A 19,195-nucleotide genomic window follows, 5' to 3' on the forward strand; every position below is an offset into this window, starting at 1 on the left:
CAACGGAGCACATCAATGCACGGACACAAGCGAATTTTGGTTACCGGCGGCACCGGATTTCTGGGCTCATTCCTGTGCGAAAGGCTTTTGCGAGAGGGCAATGATGTCCTCTGCGTGGACAACTACTACACCGGTTCGCGCGACAATGTGCTGCATCTTCTTGACGATCCTCGCTTCGAGGTGCTCCGGCACGACATTACCTTCCCGCTTTATGTGGAAGTCGACGAGATCTACAATCTCGCCTGTCCAGCATCTCCGGTTCACTATCAGCACGACCCCGTGCAGACCGTGAAGACCAATGTACATGGGGCCATCAACATGCTTGGCTTGGCAAAGCGTACCAAGGCGAAAATCTTTCAGGCATCGACGAGCGAAGTTTATGGCGATCCCGCGGTCCACCCTCAACCTGAGGAGTATCGAGGCAGCGTTAATCCCATAGGCCCGCGCGCTTGCTACGACGAAGGCAAGCGCTGCGCCGAGACGCTGTTCTTCGACTATCATCGCCAATATGGCGTGGAAATTCGGGTAGCGCGGATCTTCAATACCTACGGGCCGCGCATGCAGACCAATGACGGACGGGTCGTCTCCAACTTCATCGTTCAGGCGCTTCAAAACGAGCCGATCACCATCTTCGGCAACGGCACGCAGACGCGCTCATTTTGCTATGTAGACGATCTGATCGAGGGCTTCATCCGCCTGATGGGGACGCCGGCCGGTGTTACCGGTCCGATCAATCTCGGTAACCCAGGAGAATTCCAGGTCCGGGAACTGGCCGAAATGGTAATCGAGATGACGGGCTCGAAATCACGCATCGTTTATAATCCCTTGCCGATGGACGATCCGACGCAGCGCAAGCCCGACATTTCCCGCGCACAGCAGGACCTCGGCTGGCAACCGAAGGTGAACCTTCGTGAGGGGCTTGAGAGAACGATCGCTTACTTCGAGTGGAAGCTTTCTGGTGGATTAAAGAACAGGATTGGTGTCAACTCCTGGCAAGAGCCCTATCCACATCTGGCAGCTCCGAGCGTCGAAGTCACTGCTCCTGGAGCCATCCGATAGGGACATGAACAGCAAGGTTGATCATCGAAAACCGCGCCTCGTTTTTTTCCAATGGGACCACCAACCCAATGCGAACGCGGCCGGTTACCTGCTGCTGCACATGCAGCAGCAGGTCAAATGCCTGGCAACACATTTCGATGTCGTCGTCGTTAACCGCGACTGCGATTATGCAGAGATATGCGACAGGTACGAACCGGATCTGACGCTGTTTGAAAGCGGTTATCGGTCGCACGGCTCACGTCGGATAAAAATCACCAACACCACTACCAATATCGCGGTCCCGAAGCTTGGCCTTCATAATGCCGACCCATGGTGCGATCGGCGCGCCGGCTTCCTTTCCGATATGGAGCAGTGGGGCATCGAGACCTATTTCGCAATCGCAACGATGACTCCAGAATACATGCCGGCGGTGAAGGAAAACCTGTTCGTTTGGCCAAATTTCATCGATCCCGAAGTCTACCGCGACTATGGACAGCAAAAGGTCATTCCGGTCACCCTCACAGGTCAGGCCTACGGTCTCTATCCCTGGCGACAGGCAATTTTTCCGATCATCCGCGACCGTTATCCCTGCCTGGTCTCACCGCAACACGCCTATGAGAGCAAGCTGGCGTCCCGGCTCTTATCCGGAGAGGCCTATGCGCGCGCGCTCAACGCAAGCCTCGTCGCCCCCACATGCGGCACCATGGGCGGCGAGGTCGTGCGCAAGCATTTTGAGATCCCCGGGGCAAAGTCCTGCCTCGTGGCGGAACGAACGGCAGCGGTGGAGGCGGCTGGCTTTGTCGACATGGAGAACTGTGTTTTTGTCGACAGCAGCAACGTGGTCGAGAAACTGGATTACCTTTTTGCCCATCCGGACGAAATACGGCGGATCACCGCAGCTGGTTACGACTTGGTCCATTCGTGTCATACATTGACCCACAGGCCGCAAATATATCAGTGGTTCATGCTCAGCCAAGGCCTGCAGGTCGGCGAAAAGATCATCCAATCCGGCCCCTTCGGCAAACTTGCGAAGGTAGGGCGTACCTCAATGCAACAAAGCGTCCACATCGTGGGAGAAGCGAGCGACCGCGCTTTGCTGAAGCAGGGGGACTTGCTCCTCGAGCAGGGCAGAGTGGAGGACGCCAAGCACTGCTACGAACGCTGCCTGGACTTTGTCTCCTACCTACCCGAAGCGAAATTCCGCCTTGCCTTATGTGCATTGGAAGAGGGCGACGCCGATCGCGCCTCGGGCCTTCTGGTAGACCTCGTAAAGGTAACGATGACAGACTATGGGGCGCTCGACCCGGATCCGGTCGAATGGGCTTATTTCCTTCTCGCTTTGATCTGCAGAGGCCAGCTTAAGCAGGCGTCCAAGCTGCAACACTTTTATCCATCTCTATTTCACGACGAAATCAGGCGCGCGCACTTTGTCATCGCGCAACTCGGTGGTTCGGCTGATGCGGTTGTCCCGAGATCGGATGGCAGCGATCGGAAAAGCGTTCATCAGCTTCCCGATCGGACGGATTCCGAGTGGCTCGAATGGTTCACCGATATTCTTGAGCGGTGTCAGCGCCCTGATCTTGCAAATAGCCTGCGGCTTGCAACCCTTGGGGGCAGCGCAGCCGGCGAGAACACGAAAGCTCCACACTTCGAAGCTGATGGCGGTTTGCGCCTGCGACTCTATTCAGGCATCGATGGTCTGATGGTGAAACTGCGCCTGAACGGCTTGCGCCCGAATGTGCCGCCTCTGCCGGAGTTCCGATATTTCTGGCACCTGGCGCGGGGTCTGGTTCCTCACTCGCAGAGAGGCTCTTTGCGCAGGATTCAAATGGCGCTTTCACGGCCTCCAAGGAACATCCGTAATTGACTTGCGAAAAATGTAGGTGTGGGTTGCGACACCTGGACGGCGCGTGGGAAAGAACTCAACTGAGCCTATGCGCCACCGATGACAATCCATGATGTCAGATTGTCGACTCGGTGGCGCATTTTCCGTGCCGCCACCGAGATGTTTAGGAAAAAATGTGCTCGCAGTGCGACGCGCGATAGGCGCCTGCATGCCGCATCAGCACAGGCTGCTTGCCGTTGAGCCGCCCGAAAGATTATTCTGAAAGAGGTCGTTGAGCTTGAACACGACTTCCGTCCTGTTGGTGGCTTTAACCTTTTTCATGATGTTGCGGACATGCACCTTGACGGTGCTTTCTCGAAGATTGAGCTCATAGGCGATGATCTTGTTCGCCTTGCCGCGCCGCAGCGCCGCTACGACTTCGGCCTGGCGATCAGTGAATATCCCCCCCAGCGGCTGGGCTGGCGAGCCGCTCGACTGCAGCAAGTGGCGCATGGCAAACAGAGCGCTTGCAGGCACAAAAAGTCCCCCTGCTACCGACAGTGCGATGAGCTCCATGCAAACGCTAATGCTGACGGAGGCTGGTATGTAACCTTTGGCTCCGCAGTCGATCGCCCTGACGATCTGGGCGAAATCATCACTATCTGACAGGATGATCACGGGCGTCGAGACGAATTCGGACGAAAGGCTCTTGATCTGCTCCGAAACGGCAGGGTCGTCGACCATCTTGCCGCCGACATTCAAGAGAATTGCCGAAAGTGGGGGATATTCTTCGCGCTTCTGCTTCCACTCCTCAATCGATCCAAACGCCAGAATCTCGAAATCTGCCGTGTGGGCGGCCATGCATTGCGCGAGGCAATGCCGATCAAGTTCTCTCCTGTCGAGTATAACAAGTGAGTGCTTTGGACTTGCCGGTCGGGCAAGCGCCGCCGAGCCGTTTTCTATCTCTAGGGGAAGTGATATATTTTCCTGCCTATGGTTTATGTTTATTGTATCCAATGCCTCGTCCTCCTAGTCTTTTTTTCCACCCTGTACGCAAAGTCGAACATGAACTCCCCTCGCAAAAAGGAGAGTTTGATTAACAAAAGTGCTAATTTATTACCACAGTTCCGGGGTCGTCACACTAATTAATAGTGGTTAGGCCTGCACCTTTGTTCCATGATTGGATATCAATAGAACAACTTCTAGACCTGATCAATATATTTGTAAGCATTTTGTATAGAGAATTATGACATTACTATAGATATTCGATGAAACTCACCAAGCATATGAAATCAATTCCCCGGCATTGATGCAGGGCAGGATCGACCGTCGGCTGACAACCGTTCCAGCCGAGCGATCGCGACAGACGTCGGCGAGCCTCGTCATCCGATCCTCGTAAGCATATACGCCTTTTGGTGAATAAGGTTCCACGTATTGTTTCCTTTACTATTAGGGCGAAAACAATTCTCTTTGGAGGCAGAGAAGTATTTGCCCTGTCAAAATGAAATCTTGTGCATTCAAACGATTGTGACCGGTTTCAGCCAAATCAGGGCCTGTGGAGTAGGGGACGAACCGGATGATTGCATCGAACGTCAAGCTGGATGACAGCTGCGTTATTCACCATCGAGATCTGGTTAATCTTTACGGCTGCACGATCGGCGCGGGAACGCGGATCGGCACCTTCGTTGAAATCCAGAAAAACGTCATCGTCGGAAAAGACTGCAAGATCTCCAGCCATTCCTTCCTCTGCGAAGGCGTGACGCTGGAAGACGGCGTCTTTATCGGCCACGGGGTGATGTTCACCAATGACACTTACCCGCGAGCCGTCAACTCGGACGGCAGTCTGCAGACCGAGGCCGACTGGGTTGTCATTCCCACACTGGTTAAGCGCCATGCTTCGATCGGCAGTAACGCCACCATTCTGCCTGGGGTGACCATCGGAGAGGCCGCCCAGGTCGGCGCCGGCGCTGTCGTAACGAAGGATGTGCCTGACGGCGCCATTGTTGCCGGTGTTCCGGCCAGGATCACCGGTCACGTTCATGACCGGTCAGTAAACATGCAAGCGTTTGGAGGAATGCGATGATCGGCATTGCTGTTGTTGGATATGGATATTGGGGTCCGAACCTGGTCCGCAATATCTCCGAGGCGGGCGGGGCACAGCTTATTTCCGTCTGCGATCTCAATGTCGAACGGTTGGCGGCGGTGAAGAGCCGCTATCCAGCAGTAACGATCACCGATAATTTCGAGGAAGTCCTGCGTGATCCGAGAGTGGATGCGATCGCTATCGCGACGCCGGTCTCTACCCATTACAAGCTCGCAATGCAGGCGATGATGGCCGGAAAGCATGTCTTCGTCGAAAAGCCGATGGCATCGACGACAGAAGAAGCCTCGCGGATGGTCGAGGAAGCAGCGCGGCGACGCCTCGTGCTCGCCGTCGATCACACCTTCGTCCACACCGGCGCTGTCCGCAAAATGCGCGAGCTGGTCGAAAGTGGCCTCGGCGACATGTATTACTATGACTCGGTTCGGGTTAATCTGGGGCTGTTCCAGCATGATGTCAGCGTCATCTGGGATCTCGCGGTGCACGACCTGTCCATCCTCGACCATGTCCTGCAGGAAAGGCCGGTGGCGGTTTCCGCAACGGGGATGAGCCATGTCCTCGGCGAACCTGAGAACATCGCCTATCTGACGCTCTTCTTCGAAAGCAAGCTCATCGCCCACATCCACGTCAATTGGCTGGCGCCGGTCAAGGTGCGCCGTACGCTGATCGGCGGCAGCAACAAGATGATCGTCTATGACGATCTGGAGCCCAGCGAAAAGATCAAGGTTTACGACAAGGGCATCACCATGTGCCCCAACTCTGATGCATATGGCGAGAAGGTCCATCAGATGCTGGTCGGCTACCGCAGCGGCGACATGTGGGCGCCCAAGCTCGATATGACCGAGGCATTGAAACGCGAGCTGGATCACTTCGTCGATTGCATTGAGCAGAATACGCGGCCGATTACCGACGGCCAAGCCGGGCTGCGTGTCGTCCGCATCCTTGAAGCCGCAAGCCGGTCGCTCGCTCAGCGCGGTCGTATCATCGAGCTCGAAGAGGCGAGGCGCATTGCATGATTCCGTTCCTGGACCTCAAGGCACAGTATAATTCCATCAAGAGCGAAATCGACGCCGCGGTGCTCGGCGTCCTGGCTTCGGGGCAATACATACTGGGCGAAGAGGTCGCCCTCCTCGAGCAGGAATTTGCGGACTATTGCAACGTCAAACATGCGATCGCAGTCAACACCGGGACCAGCGCCCTGCATCTGTCGCTTCTCGCGGCTGGCGTCGGCCCCGGCGATGAAGTCATCACCGTGCCATTTACCTTCGTCGCGACCGTATCGGCGATCTGCTATGCGGGCGCACGGCCAGTATTCGTCGATGTCGAGCCGGTCACGCTGACGATGGATCCGGCTCAGCTCGAGGCAAAGATCACACCCCGCACCAAGGCCATCATTCCCGTCCATCTTTACGGGCAGATGGCCGATATGGATGCGATCCAAGCGATTGCCGACCACTACCGGATACCTGTTATCGAGGACGCCTGCCAGGCGCATGGGGCGCAATACAGAGGCGCGCGCGCCGGCAGCCTCGGCGCATCGGGCTGCTTCAGCTTCTACCCGGGTAAAAACCTCGGAGCCTGCGGCGAGGGGGGCATCGTCGTGACCAACCGCGACGACCAGGCCAAAACAATGCGCATGCTACGCGACTGGGGCCAGGAGCAGCGCTACCACCATCTGCTGAAGGGCTTCAACTACCGAATGGACGCCATTCAGGGCGCGATCCTGCGGATCAAGCTCAGGCACCTCGAGGCCTGGACCGAGGCGCGGCGCGCGCATGCAGGCCGCTACTCGTCGCTGCTTGGGCGATCGACGCATTTGACGACGCCTGTCGAGAAAGCCGGCCGGCGCCACGTCTACCACGTCTATGCAATCAGAAGCCGCGATCGCGACGAGCTTCAGCGCGTGCTGAGCGCGGAGGGCATTCAGTCCGGGCTGCACTATCCAATCCCCGTCCATCTGCAGCAGGCTCATGCCGACCTCGGTTACCAAGCCGGCGATTTCCCGGTCTCGGAAGCGGCTGCAAAAGAGGTTCTCTCGCTGCCGATTTATCCTGAGATGCCCGCGTGGCACGTCGATCAGGTGGCAGCTGCGTTGGAAGACGCCTATGTCAGCTGATCGTGCGGGCGAGATTCGGATCGTGCATGCGGTGCACGGCCGTCAAGAAAGACCGGCGGATCCGGCTTACCAGGCGGGGCTCGTCGAAGAACTCAGGCAATCTTATGGACGCGCCGGCCTGATCGAGCTCTACGGTCGCTTCGCGACGGGGGATGGTGTCGTCGACACCATGATGCGCAAAGCCATTTGGCAGGCGATAACGCGCAGCTGCGGCACGGGATTGCAGGTTGCAGGCGGCGCCGGCTTCAAACACCCGGAGACGTTCGAGATCGGCAACGGGGTGTTCATCGGGGCTCAGGCCTATATCCAGGGACGCTTCGACGGCCGATGCACGATCGGCGACAATGTCTGGATCGGACCGACGGCCTATTTCGACGCCCGCGATCTGGTGATCGAGGATTCCGTCGGGTGGGGACCTGGCGCCAAGGTGCTTGGCTCGAGCCACACGGCACTGCCGGTGGATGTCCCGATCATTCGCACGGATCTTGAAATCAGGCCGGTCCGCATCTGCGCGGAGGCCGATATAGGAACGAATGCGACCATTCTTCCCGGCGTGACGATCGGGAAGGGGGCGATCGTTGGAGCGGGAGCCGTCGTCGTCTCGGACGTTGAGCCCTTCTCGGTTGTCGCTGGGGTTCCTGCGAAATTTATTCGTTGGCGTTCGGAGAATGATCCGATGACGAACATGTCGCGTGAGGAAAGATCATGAAAAACAAACGGGTGCTCATTACCGGCGGTGCCGGTCTGATCGGTTCGCATATTGCCGATCTTGTCGCATTGGAAAAACCTCGCGAGATCATCGTCCTCGACAATTTCGTGCGCGGGCGCCGGGACAATCTCAGCTCGGCAATCGGCAGCGCGCCCCTTAACATAATCGACGGAGATATCCGCGACAGGGCACTGCTGGCGAAAGCCTTTGACGGCGTCGATATCGTCTTTCATCAGGCGGCCATCCGCATCACCCAATGCGCCGAAGAGCCACGACTGGCTTTCGAAGTCCTTGCCGAAGGCACGTTCAACGTTCTCGAAGCTGCCGTCAAAGCGGGAGTTTCGAAGGTCGTTGCCGCCTCTTCCGCCTCCGTACTGGGGCTTGCCGAAAGTTTTCCGACGACCGAAGAGCATCATCCCTACAACAACCGGACGATCTATGGCGCGGCAAAGACCTTCAACGAGGGATTGCTGCGCAGCTTCGCCGACATGTATGGCCTGCGCTATGTCGCGCTGCGTTATTTCAACGTCTACGGACCGCGAATGGACGTTTACGGCGCCTACACCGAAGTGCTGATCCGCTGGATGGAACGCCTTGCAGCCGGAATGCCGCCGCTGATCTATGGAGACGGCAGCCAGACGATGGACTTCGTCGATGCACGCGACATCGCCCGGGCAAACGTGCTGGCGGCGAAGAGCGACGTTACCGACGAGGTGTTCAACGTCGCGAGCGGCAGGGAAATAAGCCTGCTGCAACTCGCGCAGATGCTGAGCGACATCATGGGGTCCTCACTCGAGCCGCAGCACAAAGAAGCGCGCACGGTCAACGGCGTAACCCGTCGTCTTGCTGATATCAGCAAGGCCGAAAGGCTTCTGGGTTTCAAGGCGGAAATCTCGATGGAGCAGGGGCTTCGTGACCTTGTCGCGTGGTGGCAGTCGAAGACTGCTGCGGCCGGAGGCCAAGCTGCATGAGCCCGTCATTATCCACAATCCCCGTCGCCAGACCCGTCCTCGGAGAGGAAGAGGCTGAGGCCGCGCGCCGCGTTATTCTATCGGGATGGGTGACCCAAGGGCCGGAAGTCGCCGCTTTCGAGCGTGAATTTGCGGCATTTGTCGGCGCGGCACACGCCTGTGCTGTTTCCAACTGCACAACGGCGCTTCATCTCGCCTTGATGGCAGTCGGCGTCAAAGCTGGCGATGAGGTCATCACGGTCAGCCATTCGTTCATCGCCACCGCGAATGCTGTTCGATACTGCGGTGCAGTGCCGGTCTTCGTCGACATCGAGGCGGATGGCTACAATATCGACCCCCGCTTGATCGAAACGGCAATCACGCCCCGCACCAAGGCAATCCTGTGCGTGCATCAGCTCGGCATGCCTTGCGATCTCCGTTCGATTGTGGACATCGCCAAGAAATATTCGATACCGGTTATCGAGGATGCTGCCTGTGCGACGGGAAGCGAAATCCTGTGGGAAGGCGGTTGGGAAAAGATTGGCAAACCGCATGGCGATATTGCCTGCTTCTCCTTCCATCCCCGAAAGGTAGTCACCACGGGTGATGGCGGTATGCTGACGACGGCGAACCCGGAATATGACCGAAAATTCCGGCTGTGGCGCCAGCATGGTATGAGCGTCACCGACGCAGTCCGCCACGGCTCTAAGCAGGTGATCTTTGAGGACTATGATGAGCTGGGCTACAACTACCGGATGACAGACCTCCAGGCCGCGGTGGGACGAGTGCAGTTGCGGCGGCTGCCGGAGCTGATTGCGCAGCGGAGACAGCTTGCCTCGCAGTATTGCGAGGGGCTGTCCACGATCCAAGGTCTGTCGATTCCCACCGAGCCGCACTGGGCTCGAAGCAACTGGCAAAGCTTCTGCGTGAGACTGTCTGATGAAATCGACCAGCGGGCCGTCATGCAAGCGCTGCTCGATCAAGGAATATCGACGCGACGCGGTGTGATGAACATTCATCTGGAGGGAGCCTATTCCGGCCAAAACTCCCATCGCGCGGCCACCAGCCTGACGCGAAGCGTTTCGGCGCAGCAGCAAACCATCATCCTGCCGCTTTACGCCCAGATGACGGAGGTCGATATCGAAAGAGTCATCGAGGCATTACGCCAGGCCGTCGCCGACGCCGGGCGCGTCGTCCGTCAGCCCGAGCAGGACGTCGTCCCGGCCTGAAGCGAATGCCTGCCCGCGGCGGAATACCACATCAGAAAAGCGCGCATTGTCCAATGCGCGCTTTTTCTCATGCGGATTTCGTGATCCATCCTCTGACGATTGCGGGCATCGACTCCGGTGGTAGCAGCTCCACCAGCATGCGTAGCGAGTAAAGCCCGGTCACGACAACGGCGACGCAGCCGATCACCGTCGCCGACCATGCCGGCAGGAGCAAAAAGGCCGATACGACCAATCCCGATGCAGGCAGGAACAGAAGCGCGTGCCTGCGATTGGCGCGCGACCAGCGAAAACCGGTAAGCCGACGCACGATCACGTAAATCAGGATGCTGTGCCAGACGTAGAGGCCGAAGAACGCCGTGCCGGCTCCTGTCGTACCAAACTTTGACACGAAGAGCCACGCCAGCCCCACATGCACCAGCGTTGCTGCGACCTCCGTCCAGAAGAAGATCGTCTGCGCACCCTTCGCCAGCACGATGAAGCCCATCGGCCAGGCGACGATCCTGAGCATCATTCCAAGGCAGATCCAGCGCAGAAGCTCCACGGCTCCATGAAACTCGGCCGAATAGAACAAGCTCATGACGAGCGGCGCCAAGGTCAGGGTGGCGATCAGGCCGGGGCCTGCCAGCAGCATGCTGATTTCCGCCTGCTCATTGACCAGCCGGTTGCACTCGGCATTGTTGTCCGCGGTTGCGGTTAAGCGCGGATAGAAATCCGTTCCCATCGCCTGAAGGATGAAACCGGCATACAGCCCCCCGAGCGCCCAGGCTGCCTGATACAATCCAGCCGCTACGATGCCGCCTTCATTCAGCACGATAAGGCGGATGGCATAGGCCGCGCCGAAGGTCAGGAGTCCGCTTGCCATGAAAGCGACGCCGAGCCTGAACAGAGCTTTGGCTTCCGAGCCAAACTGGTGCGCCGACATTGGCGGTGGGCGCGTGGATATTTGTTTGCTGTACCACCAGGTGGGAAGGACTGACACGGCCGCGATCGCCACGAGAGAGGGTACGATCGCCTGCTCGCCGAACAGATAGATCAGCGGGATGCTGATCATCGTGCCGAAGAGCCCCGAAAGCACGTTGATGCGGGCAAGATTTGCAATGCCCCGCAAGCCCTGGATCAACGCAGCCTGCCCGGCAGACACGATCCGAAAGAATACCGCCAGGGACAGCAGCACGATGCCGCCGGCATGCTGGTAGTCGCCGAAGGTGAAATTCGACACCGGAAAGGCCAGCGCAGCAAGTAAAAGCCCGCCAAGCAACCCGAGCACCAGCGAGATGCGCCTGAGCGCTGTCGCCGACCGCGCGATCTTCTCTTCGTCGCCGGCGCCCGCCGCCTCGGCTACTCGGCGCACACCGCTGCTGCTCACGCCCAGACCAGCTATCGCTTGGGCGATATCGAGGATTGCCGTGTAAAGGCCGAGAAGCCCCACGCCTTCAGGGCCGAGCAGAACGGCGAGCGCCTTGTTGCGAACGATGCTCAGGGCGACATTTACCAGCGAGGAACCACCCATCAGCATCGTCGACTTGAGGATTTGGGTATAAGTCTGACCGCTGGGTGGGATCATGCGCAAAGTCATCATTCAACCCTTGTCGCTCGGGTCAGGCCGGTCCCCATCAAGCGCCATTCCTTCCAGACAGGCGGCCTTGGCGCCTTGGCCGCGCTCAAACGTCCGCTACAGCTGAATGAGAATAGGTGCTCGTCGAGGGTCACTGGCCGGCTCGATCTGCGAGCGCGGGGGCTTCTGATGATCGGCTCGAATTGGTCTGAAGCGAACTGTCCAAAATGCGAGGCTGAACGACCCTCACGACATCGCCCGGCGCCAGCGTCGTCGTTTCCGAGGCTTGGAACTGGTCGATTTGTCCTCCGTTCCGACGGGTCACGCTGAAGGTAAGCGGAAGGTCCTCGGCGAGGCTTTCAATGCCGTCATTGCTTCCAAGGTCTTCGACGAGCAACTTCTGCGTTGTGTCGCGCTTCATCTTCATTTGATCGAGACTTGCCCGTTCGGACTGTGCTTCGATCGCCACTTCGCTCCGGCGTGCGTCGTAAAGTCCCTCGAGGTTCCGTGTCGTCTCGCTGATTGCCTGGCGGCCCCGCATGACGGCGGTGACAAGGTCGAGCTTGTCGGAGCGGTAAGTCGTCAGCAACCGTTCCAGATCCAACTGCCTCGACGAGACCGTCAGGCCCTTCTGAACTAGCGACTTGACGCTGAGCAACTGGTCCTCGACGGATTTGATATTGTCGTCTGCGCCCGTCAGTTTCTCTTCCAACGTCGATATCTCAGTGGTCAAAAGATCGCGCAATTCGGTGAATGCTCTTGCCTGCCTCTCCAGCGCATTGGCGCGAGCCCTAAAGATAATCCTTTCCTCATTGTATATCCCGTCGGCAAATTGCTGATCGGCGCCGGTCGCCTGATCGAAGGTAATCTCCTGCGCTCCATCTATCTCCGCCTGGAGCCGCGCCAATCTCGCGGTGCTGCGCAAGATCGAGTGATTGATTTCGCGCAATTCTCCTACGAGTTGGGTCGAATGCGTTTTCTCCTGATCTTTGGCGCGACGCGGCCCGCCGCTCATCGCCAGGGATTGGAGGACGGTCAGTCCGGGGCGGAAGCTATACTGCCCCGGGGTTGTTACGTGGCCCACGACGTAGATCGGCGGGTATTCGAGAAGTTCGATGGTCACGGCAGGTGCCTGGGCCAGGCCCATCTTTGCCTGAAGGCGCTTGCCGATCTCCTTGGTAAGACCCTCATTGTCCAGATTGCCGACCGCCAGCGACCCTAGGAAGGGCAGGGAGACGATACCTGCATCGGAAACCGTATATTCGCCGCCGATCCCATCCCATCGTTCAAACTGGCCTTTGGAGGCTATCCATTGAACGACCGTCAAGCGGATCTTCGTTTGTGGCGCCAAGCTACCGGCGAGAGCTGGCGGTACAGCTCCGGCGACAAAAACGAGTGCACTGATGACGGAAATCGCGCGGAGGAACACGCGAGGGGCGCGGTGTGGTAGATTCATGTACATGTCTCGCCTGCAAAACATTCTTACACGGACGCTGATACAATACGTTTGAACGCTGCTTGAACACCGGACGCCAAGTCCGAGGTTACATCGCCAGTGTGCAGTCTGGCGAAGCCTTGAGGAAGGTGGAGGTCGTTTGTTTTGCCATATCAATATTGATGAGGTGGGAGGTACTTCCGCCTGAATCGAGTAGAAACATATATCTTCGGCGCGACGCGAAGGTATTGACCGGGGAAAATCAACAGGTTCTGCACGCGGGAATAGGCGCGCTCGCTTGGACGGACCGCAACCCTGCCGGCAGAGGCTTTCTGGTCGGATCGTCGATTTTCCCGGATGACAAACGGCCTAGCCACCGCTGCGGCTTCGAAACTCGCGCGGGAGGTCGAATTGTCGCCCTCGTGCATCGCATTTAGCGCGTCCACGACCCAACACGGCCCGTTTGCCCAAAGGATGCCGCCTGTAGAGCGAAAGGCGTAGGATATACCCTGGTGTTTTTCGACTACAATTCAGGGGGCGTACGAAACGATCCTATAGATTCGATCCTGCAAAATCTCGCGAGAGGTATCTGCCATGTATCGCAACGCTCGTCGGTGGACTTCGCGCTCTTTGGTGGATTCGCTGATTCCCCGGTGGCTGGCAGCCGGCGAAAAAGGAAGGCCGCGAAAGCCGGCCGAAACGCACGCGGATCGTGCTCAACTTGCGGCCTCCGCGCAAACTGCCGATGGAAAAAAGCATGATGGCGTGCTTGTCGACGATCCCAACGAAAAGCCGGCGCTCGCCGAGCACGACGGGGAACATCGGACGGGCGTGATCGCCGAGCCGGACGGTCAGGACAGTATCACCCACCCACTGCCGCCTTTGTTCGACCCTATCGCGGTAGATCGCGAGACCGGGGACCGGGAAGGTGACACGGTTGCGTCTCGGTTGTTTGCCCATGGGCCGGGCTTTGCAGGGTCCAACGAGAACGCGAACGGATCTCGATCGAAGCATTATCGCAGCTACCCTGGAATGAGCCTCATCGGCGACGATCCTCTGGCGCCTTATCTGCCGCAGAGCCCTGCGGCGACGGCCTCGGCGCACGATTCTGCCTCGCTGGCCGGCGAGCGTGCGCCCTCGGGCAACGTCGTCATTCTCGAATCGAGCCCGTCAGCGCAGGCGAGCGCTCAGCACGGGGGAGCAAATTCACTGGCGTTCGGCATGCCCTTTGGCGTCTGCGGGTGCGGCTATTTTACGTCCCCGACGCGGATTCTCGATTGGGCGCATGGCGGCGCGATGCTCCAACAGGACGGCCAACTGCAGGGGACCAGGCTAACCGAAGGGCCGGACTTTGTGTCGACGGCCAAGCGGGCCATTGCCGCCTCGATCAGCGACCCGCTTCTCGATCGAAACCTGTCGCCCCTCTCGGGTTGGCGCGGAACGGCAAGTTGGACGGAAACAACGGCCTTGAACGGATCCTTGCCAGGAGGCGGTGAGACCGGAACGGGCACCACCACGAAGGGTGTCGGCATCCTTTCCGGCTCTGTGACGACGCCACCGACGACGCAGCGGTCGCTGACGACCCAAAACCAGGCAGCCGCGGCGGCTGCGGCCAGCAACGCGATCGTCCTGGAAAATCAGAAGCAGGGTAATCCGGAAAGCGAGTGGGGCATCGTCGGTGCCGGTAGCTCCAACATCGAAGGGTTTGCGACCGATATCAGCGTCGACAACGGCAAGACGATCAGCTTCAAGATCAACACGAATTCCACCAACTACCGGATCGATATCTACAGGCTCGGCTATTATGGCGGCATGGGGGGCCGCAAGGTCGCGACCATGCAGCACACCGGTTTGCAGACCCAGCCTAATCCGTTGCGCAATGCCACGACGGGCACCGTGGACGCGGGAAACTGGGCTGTTTCGGCATCGTGGACCGTACCTGAGGATGCCGTCTCGGGCGTCTATATCGCCAAGCTCGTGCGCCAGGATGGCACCTCCGGCTCAAATCATATCCCGTTCATCGTGCGTGACGACAGCAGCCAAAGCGACATCGTCTTCCAGACCGCCGACCAGACCTGGCAGGCCTACAACGGGTGGGGCGGCGCAAACTTCTATGGCGGTAACGGCCCGGCGACGGGGCAGGGTGCTGGTCGCGCTTATGCGGTCAGCTACAACAGACCGATTGCGACCCGCGGCGGGGTCGGCACTTTTGCCGGTCCGCAGGACTATCTGTTCGGCGCCGAATATGCGGGCATCTACTGGCTGGAGCAGAACGGTTATGACGTTTCCTACATGGCGGGGGTCGACGCCGACCGCTACGGTAGCCTCTTGCTCAATCACAAGACCTATATCGATGCCGGGCACGACGAATACTGGTCCGGACAGCAGCGAACCAATGTCGAGGCCGCACGCGACGCGGGCGTCAACCTGCAGTTCTGGAGCGGCAATGAGGTCTATTGGCGCACCCGCTGGGGCAATGCCTATAGCGCCGACGCGACGCCCTATCGCACGCTGATCTCCTACAAGGAGACATGGTCGCCCAGCGCCAGCATCGACCCTTCCAACGAATGGACAGGCACCTTCCGCGATCCGCGTCTCAGCCCACCAGCGATCGGCGGCGGAAACCCGGAAAACTCACTGACCGGGCAGTTGTTCAAGGTCGACGATGTCGGCAACAATCTTCAGGCGATCAATATTCCCTATGACGACGCCAATCTGCGTTTCTGGCGCAATACGAGCGTCGCCAACCTTCAACCCGGCCAGACGGCGACGCTCACCAAGAACTATCTTGGTTACGAGTGGGACGAAGCGGTCGATAACGGCTTCGATCCAGCCGGCCTCGTGAAGCTGTCATCGACGACGGTTCCGGTCGGCACCTATTTGCTCGATTACGGAAACACGACCGGCAATGGCATCTCGACCCATAATCTGACGCTCTATCGCGCTCCGAGCGGCGCGCTGGTGTTCGGCGCCGGCACCGTCTACTGGACATGGGGCCTGAGCGACAATCACGACCTCCAGGCGACGCCGACGGACCCGCGCGTGCAGCAGGCAATGGTCAATCTGCTCGCCGATATGGGCATTCAGCCGGGAACACTGCAATCCGGGCTCGTCGCCTCAACCGGTTCCACGGATAATGTTGCGCCGACCTCCGTCATTTCGGTGCCGGCCACGGTGGCCGTTGGAACCACCGTCACGATTTCGGGTACCGCGGCTGACACGGGCGGCGGTGTCATCGCCGGTGTCGAGGTTTCGACCGACAACGGGGCGAGCTGGCATCCGGCGACAGGCGATGAGAACTGGACTTATAGTTGGTCGCCACAAGTTGCAGGCAGCTATACGATCCGGTCGCGGGCCGTCGACGACAGCATCAATCTCGAAACGCCTTCGGCGGGACGCACGGTCACCGTCAGCGCGCCGAATTACACGTCGCTCTTCGGTTCGGCGACGCCGGCGGTCGTCAACACCAACGATAGCTCAGCCGTCGAACTCGGCGTCAAATTCCAGACCTCCGTGGCAGGCACCGTCACCGGCATCCGCTTCTACAAGGGCGATCAAGATACCGGCACGCATACTGGTTCATTATGGTCGAGCACCGGTACGCGGCTTGCGACCCTCACCTTCACGAATGAGACGGCCAGCGGCTGGCAGACTGCCTATTTCACCAGTCCGGTGTCATTGACGGCCGGACAAACCTACACTGCATCCTACCACACGAATAGCGGCCGTTATTCGACGACCACCAACTACTTCACCTCAAATGTGACCAGCGGTCCGCTGACGGCGCCGGCCAGCGGTAACGGCGTCTACCGCTATGGCAATAACAGCCTGTTTCCAACCAGCACCTTCCAATCGACAAACTATTGGGTCGATGTGATGTTTACGACGTCGGCCTCGAATACGCCGCCGACGGCAGTTGCCGATGCGGGTGATGCGACCGAGAAGGGCGGGGTGGCCAATGGTTCGGGCGGCGTGGTTGCCAGCGGCAATGTGCTGACCAACGACACCGATCCGAATGCCGGTGACACCAAGACCGTCACGGCGGTTGTCTTCGGTGCGACGTCGGGCACGCTCGGCTCGGCGCTGAACGGCACTTACGGCAGTCTCGTGCTGAATGCATCGGGCGCTTACAGCTATACGATCAACGAGAGCAATGCCGCCGTCCAGGCGCTGCGGCAGTCGACCAACACGCTGAGCGATGTCTTCAGCTATACGATGCGCGACAGTGGCGGCGCCACGGCCACGGCAAACCTGACCATCACCATCCATGGCGCCAATGATGCGCCGGTGCTGGCGGTGCAGACAGCGACCCAGAATGCCACGGTCGGCTCCGCCTTCTCCTTCACCCTGCCGACGACGACCTTCACCGATGTCGACAGCGGCGAGACGCTGGCCTATTCGGCAACCGCCGCCGATGGTACGGCACTGCCGTCATGGCTGAGCTTCAACGCCTCGACGCGGACCTTCTCCGGCACGCCGACGACGTCAGGCACCTATGGCGTCAGGGTGACGGCGACCGATCTCGGCGGCCTTGCCGCCAACGAGACCTTCAACATCGCCGTGTCAACGCAAGGCAACACGCCGCCGACGGCGGTTGCCGATGCAGGTGATGCGACCGAGAAGGGCGGGGTGGCCAATGGTTCGGGCGGCGCGGTTGCCAGCGGCAATGTGCTGACCAACGACACCGATCCGAATGCCGGTGACACCAAGACCGTCACGGCGGTTGTCTTCGGTGCGACGTCGGGCACGCTCGGTTCGGCGCTGAACGGCACTTACGGCAGTCTCGTCCTGAATGCATCGGGCGCTTACAGCTATACGATCAACGAGAGCAATGCCGCCGTCCAGGCGCTGCGGCAGTCGACCAACACGCTGAGCGATGTCTTCAGCTATACGATGCGCGACAGTGGCGGCGCCACGGCCACGGCAAACCTGACCATCACCATCCATGGCGCCAATGATGCGCCGGTGCTGGCCGTGCAGACAGCGACCCAGAATGCCACGGTCGGCTCCGCCTTCTCCTTCACCCTGCCGACGACGACCTTCACCGATGTCGACAGCGGCGAGACGCTGACCTATTCGGCAACCGCCGCCGATGGCACGGCGCTGCCGTCATGGCTGAGCTTCAACGCCTCGACACGCACCTTCTCCGGCACGCCGACGACGTCAGGCACCTATGGCGTCAGGGTGACGGCGACCGATCTCGGCGGCCTTGCGGCCAACGAGACCTTCAACATCGCCGCATCGGCGGCGGCGACGACCTACAGCCTGTTCTCCGCCTCCAGCACGCCGGCCCAGACCAACCTCAACGATGGTCAGCAGCTCGAGCTCGGCGTCAAGTTCACGTCGAACGTTGCCGGGGATGTCACAGGCATCAGGTTCTATCGCAGCGCCAACGACAACGGTCAGAACGTCGTCGACCTGTGGACCTCCACCGGCACCAAACTTGCAACCGCCAACTTCACCAACACCACCGCAAGCGGCTGGCAGACGGTGAACTTTGCAACACCGGTCACCATCACCGCCAACACGACCTATGTCGCCTCCTATCACACGACAGGGGCATACGTCGCGACCAACAATTTCTTTACGACTGCCGTCACCAATGGTCCGCTGACGGCGACAGCCAGCGGCAACGGCGTCTACCGCTACGGCGGATCCGCCACCGCTGGCATTTTCCCAAATGCCACTTTCGGTGCTTCCAACTATTGGGCCGATGTGGTCTTCCGCCCCTCGACTGCGAACAATACGCCGCCGACGGCAGTTGCCGATGCGGGTGATGCGACCGAGAAGGGCGGGGTGGCCAATGGTTCGGGCGGCGTGGTTGCCAGCGGCAATGTGCTGACCAACGACACCGATCCGAATGCCGGTGACACCAAGACCGTCACGGCGGTTGTCTTCGGTGCGACGTCGGGCACGCTCGGCTCGGCGCTGAACGGCACTTACGGCAGTCTCGTGCTGAATGCATCGGGCGCTTACAGCTATACGATCAACGAGAACAATGCCGCCGTCCAGGCGCTGCGGCAGTCGACCAACACGCTGAGCGATGTCTTCAGCTATACGATGCGCGACAGCGCCGGCGCCACGGCCACGGCAAACCTGACCATCACCATCCATGGCGCCAATGACGCGCCGGTGCTGGCCGTGCAGACGGCGGCCCAGAATGCCACGGTCGGCTCCGCCTTCTCCTTCACCCTGCCGACGACGACCTTCACCGATGTCGACAGCGGCGAGACGCTG

Annotated in this window: 12 protein-coding genes; 9 read left to right on the forward strand and 3 right to left on the reverse strand. The window is 59.5% G+C overall.

Annotated elements, in window-relative coordinates:
• The first annotated feature begins 15 nt into the window (after nucleotides 1–15).
• Entirely contained in the window at nucleotides 16–1,059 is a 1,044-nt protein-coding gene (locus C4N04_RS21125; RefSeq protein WP_040112881.1) for a UDP-glucuronic acid decarboxylase family protein, read from the forward strand.
• A 4-nt stretch (nucleotides 1,060–1,063) separates the two neighbouring features.
• Nucleotides 1,064–2,905, forward strand: a complete 1,842-nt coding sequence (locus C4N04_RS21130; protein ID WP_096763309.1) for a glycosyltransferase — start codon at nucleotides 1,064–1,066, stop codon at nucleotides 2,903–2,905.
• A gap of 195 nt (nucleotides 2,906–3,100) precedes the next feature.
• Here C4N04_RS21130 and C4N04_RS21135 read toward each other — a convergent pair whose 3' ends face one another.
• Nucleotides 3,101–3,880, reverse strand: coding sequence for a response regulator transcription factor (locus tag C4N04_RS21135; RefSeq protein ID WP_096763310.1), 780 nt, complete (start codon nucleotides 3,878–3,880; stop codon nucleotides 3,101–3,103).
• 559 nt (nucleotides 3,881–4,439) lie between these two features.
• Between C4N04_RS21135 and C4N04_RS21140 the strand changes: the two genes are divergently transcribed.
• From C4N04_RS21140 to C4N04_RS21165, 6 genes are read left to right on the forward strand one after another with little or no spacing between them, the layout of a single operon-like run.
• Complete coding sequence (locus tag C4N04_RS21140) at nucleotides 4,440–4,946, forward strand: acyltransferase (protein WP_096763311.1); 507 nt, start codon at nucleotides 4,440–4,442, stop codon at nucleotides 4,944–4,946.
• On the forward strand, nucleotides 4,943–5,980 hold the full coding sequence (locus C4N04_RS21145) for a Gfo/Idh/MocA family oxidoreductase (protein ID WP_040112885.1): 1,038 nt from the start codon (nucleotides 4,943–4,945) through the stop codon (nucleotides 5,978–5,980). The genes C4N04_RS21140 and C4N04_RS21145 overlap by 4 nt, the downstream gene beginning before the upstream one ends.
• The gene (locus tag C4N04_RS21150) at nucleotides 5,977–7,080 is read left to right on the forward strand and encodes a DegT/DnrJ/EryC1/StrS family aminotransferase (protein WP_106796941.1); all 1,104 of its coding nucleotides are present in this window, start codon (nucleotides 5,977–5,979) and stop codon (nucleotides 7,078–7,080) included. The genes C4N04_RS21145 and C4N04_RS21150 overlap by 4 nt, the downstream gene beginning before the upstream one ends.
• Nucleotides 7,070–7,789: an acyltransferase gene (locus tag C4N04_RS21155; protein ID WP_077993451.1), complete on the forward strand. Its 720-nt coding sequence runs from the start codon at nucleotides 7,070–7,072 to the stop codon at nucleotides 7,787–7,789. Before C4N04_RS21150 ends, C4N04_RS21155 begins: the two co-directional genes overlap by 11 nt.
• Complete coding sequence (locus C4N04_RS21160; RefSeq protein ID WP_106796942.1) at nucleotides 7,786–8,760, forward strand: NAD-dependent epimerase/dehydratase family protein; 975 nt, start codon at nucleotides 7,786–7,788, stop codon at nucleotides 8,758–8,760. The genes C4N04_RS21155 and C4N04_RS21160 overlap by 4 nt, the downstream gene beginning before the upstream one ends.
• The gene (locus tag C4N04_RS21165; protein ID WP_106796943.1) at nucleotides 8,757–9,968 is read left to right on the forward strand and encodes a DegT/DnrJ/EryC1/StrS family aminotransferase; all 1,212 of its coding nucleotides are present in this window, start codon (nucleotides 8,757–8,759) and stop codon (nucleotides 9,966–9,968) included. Before C4N04_RS21160 ends, C4N04_RS21165 begins: the two co-directional genes overlap by 4 nt.
• A 67-nt stretch (nucleotides 9,969–10,035) precedes the next feature.
• Here C4N04_RS21165 and C4N04_RS21170 read toward each other — a convergent pair whose 3' ends face one another.
• Complete coding sequence (locus tag C4N04_RS21170; protein WP_106796959.1) at nucleotides 10,036–11,544, reverse strand: O-antigen translocase; 1,509 nt, start codon at nucleotides 11,542–11,544, stop codon at nucleotides 10,036–10,038.
• A gap of 130 nt (nucleotides 11,545–11,674) precedes the next feature.
• The gene (locus C4N04_RS21175) at nucleotides 11,675–12,985 is read right to left on the reverse strand and encodes a polysaccharide biosynthesis/export family protein (protein ID WP_096763317.1); all 1,311 of its coding nucleotides are present in this window, start codon (nucleotides 12,983–12,985) and stop codon (nucleotides 11,675–11,677) included.
• A gap of 567 nt (nucleotides 12,986–13,552) precedes the next feature.
• Between C4N04_RS21175 and C4N04_RS21180 the strand changes: the two genes are divergently transcribed.
• The coding region (locus C4N04_RS21180) for a DUF4082 domain-containing protein (protein ID WP_106796960.1) at nucleotides 13,553–19,195 on the forward strand (5,643 nt) is incomplete at its 3' end.

This window comes from Rhizobium sp. H4 (assembly GCF_003013335.1).
Classification (GTDB): domain Bacteria; phylum Pseudomonadota; class Alphaproteobacteria; order Rhizobiales; family Rhizobiaceae; genus Rhizobium; species Rhizobium sophoriradicis.

Bases quoted from the DNA above. Each gene is read 5' to 3' on its own strand.
- C4N04_RS21165 (WP_106796943.1), top strand. From the start codon at position 8,757: ATGAGCCCGTCATTATCCACAATCCCCGTCGCCAGACCCGTCCTCGGA.
- C4N04_RS21160 (WP_106796942.1), top strand. From the start codon at position 7,786: ATGAAAAACAAACGGGTGCTCATTACCGGCGGTGCCGGTCTGATCGGT.
- C4N04_RS21130 (WP_096763309.1), top strand. From the start codon at position 1,064: ATGAACAGCAAGGTTGATCATCGAAAACCGCGCCTCGTTTTTTTCCAA.
- C4N04_RS21155 (WP_077993451.1), top strand. From the start codon at position 7,070: ATGTCAGCTGATCGTGCGGGCGAGATTCGGATCGTGCATGCGGTGCAC.
- C4N04_RS21140 (WP_096763311.1), top strand. From the start codon at position 4,440: ATGATTGCATCGAACGTCAAGCTGGATGACAGCTGCGTTATTCACCAT.
- C4N04_RS21150 (WP_106796941.1), top strand. From the start codon at position 5,977: ATGATTCCGTTCCTGGACCTCAAGGCACAGTATAATTCCATCAAGAGC.
- C4N04_RS21175 (WP_096763317.1), bottom strand. From the start codon at position 12,985: ATGTACATGAATCTACCACACCGCGCCCCTCGCGTGTTCCTCCGCGCG.
- C4N04_RS21125 (WP_040112881.1), top strand. From the start codon at position 16: ATGCACGGACACAAGCGAATTTTGGTTACCGGCGGCACCGGATTTCTG.
- C4N04_RS21145 (WP_040112885.1), top strand. From the start codon at position 4,943: ATGATCGGCATTGCTGTTGTTGGATATGGATATTGGGGTCCGAACCTG.
- C4N04_RS21170 (WP_106796959.1), bottom strand. From the start codon at position 11,544: ATGACTTTGCGCATGATCCCACCCAGCGGTCAGACTTATACCCAAATC.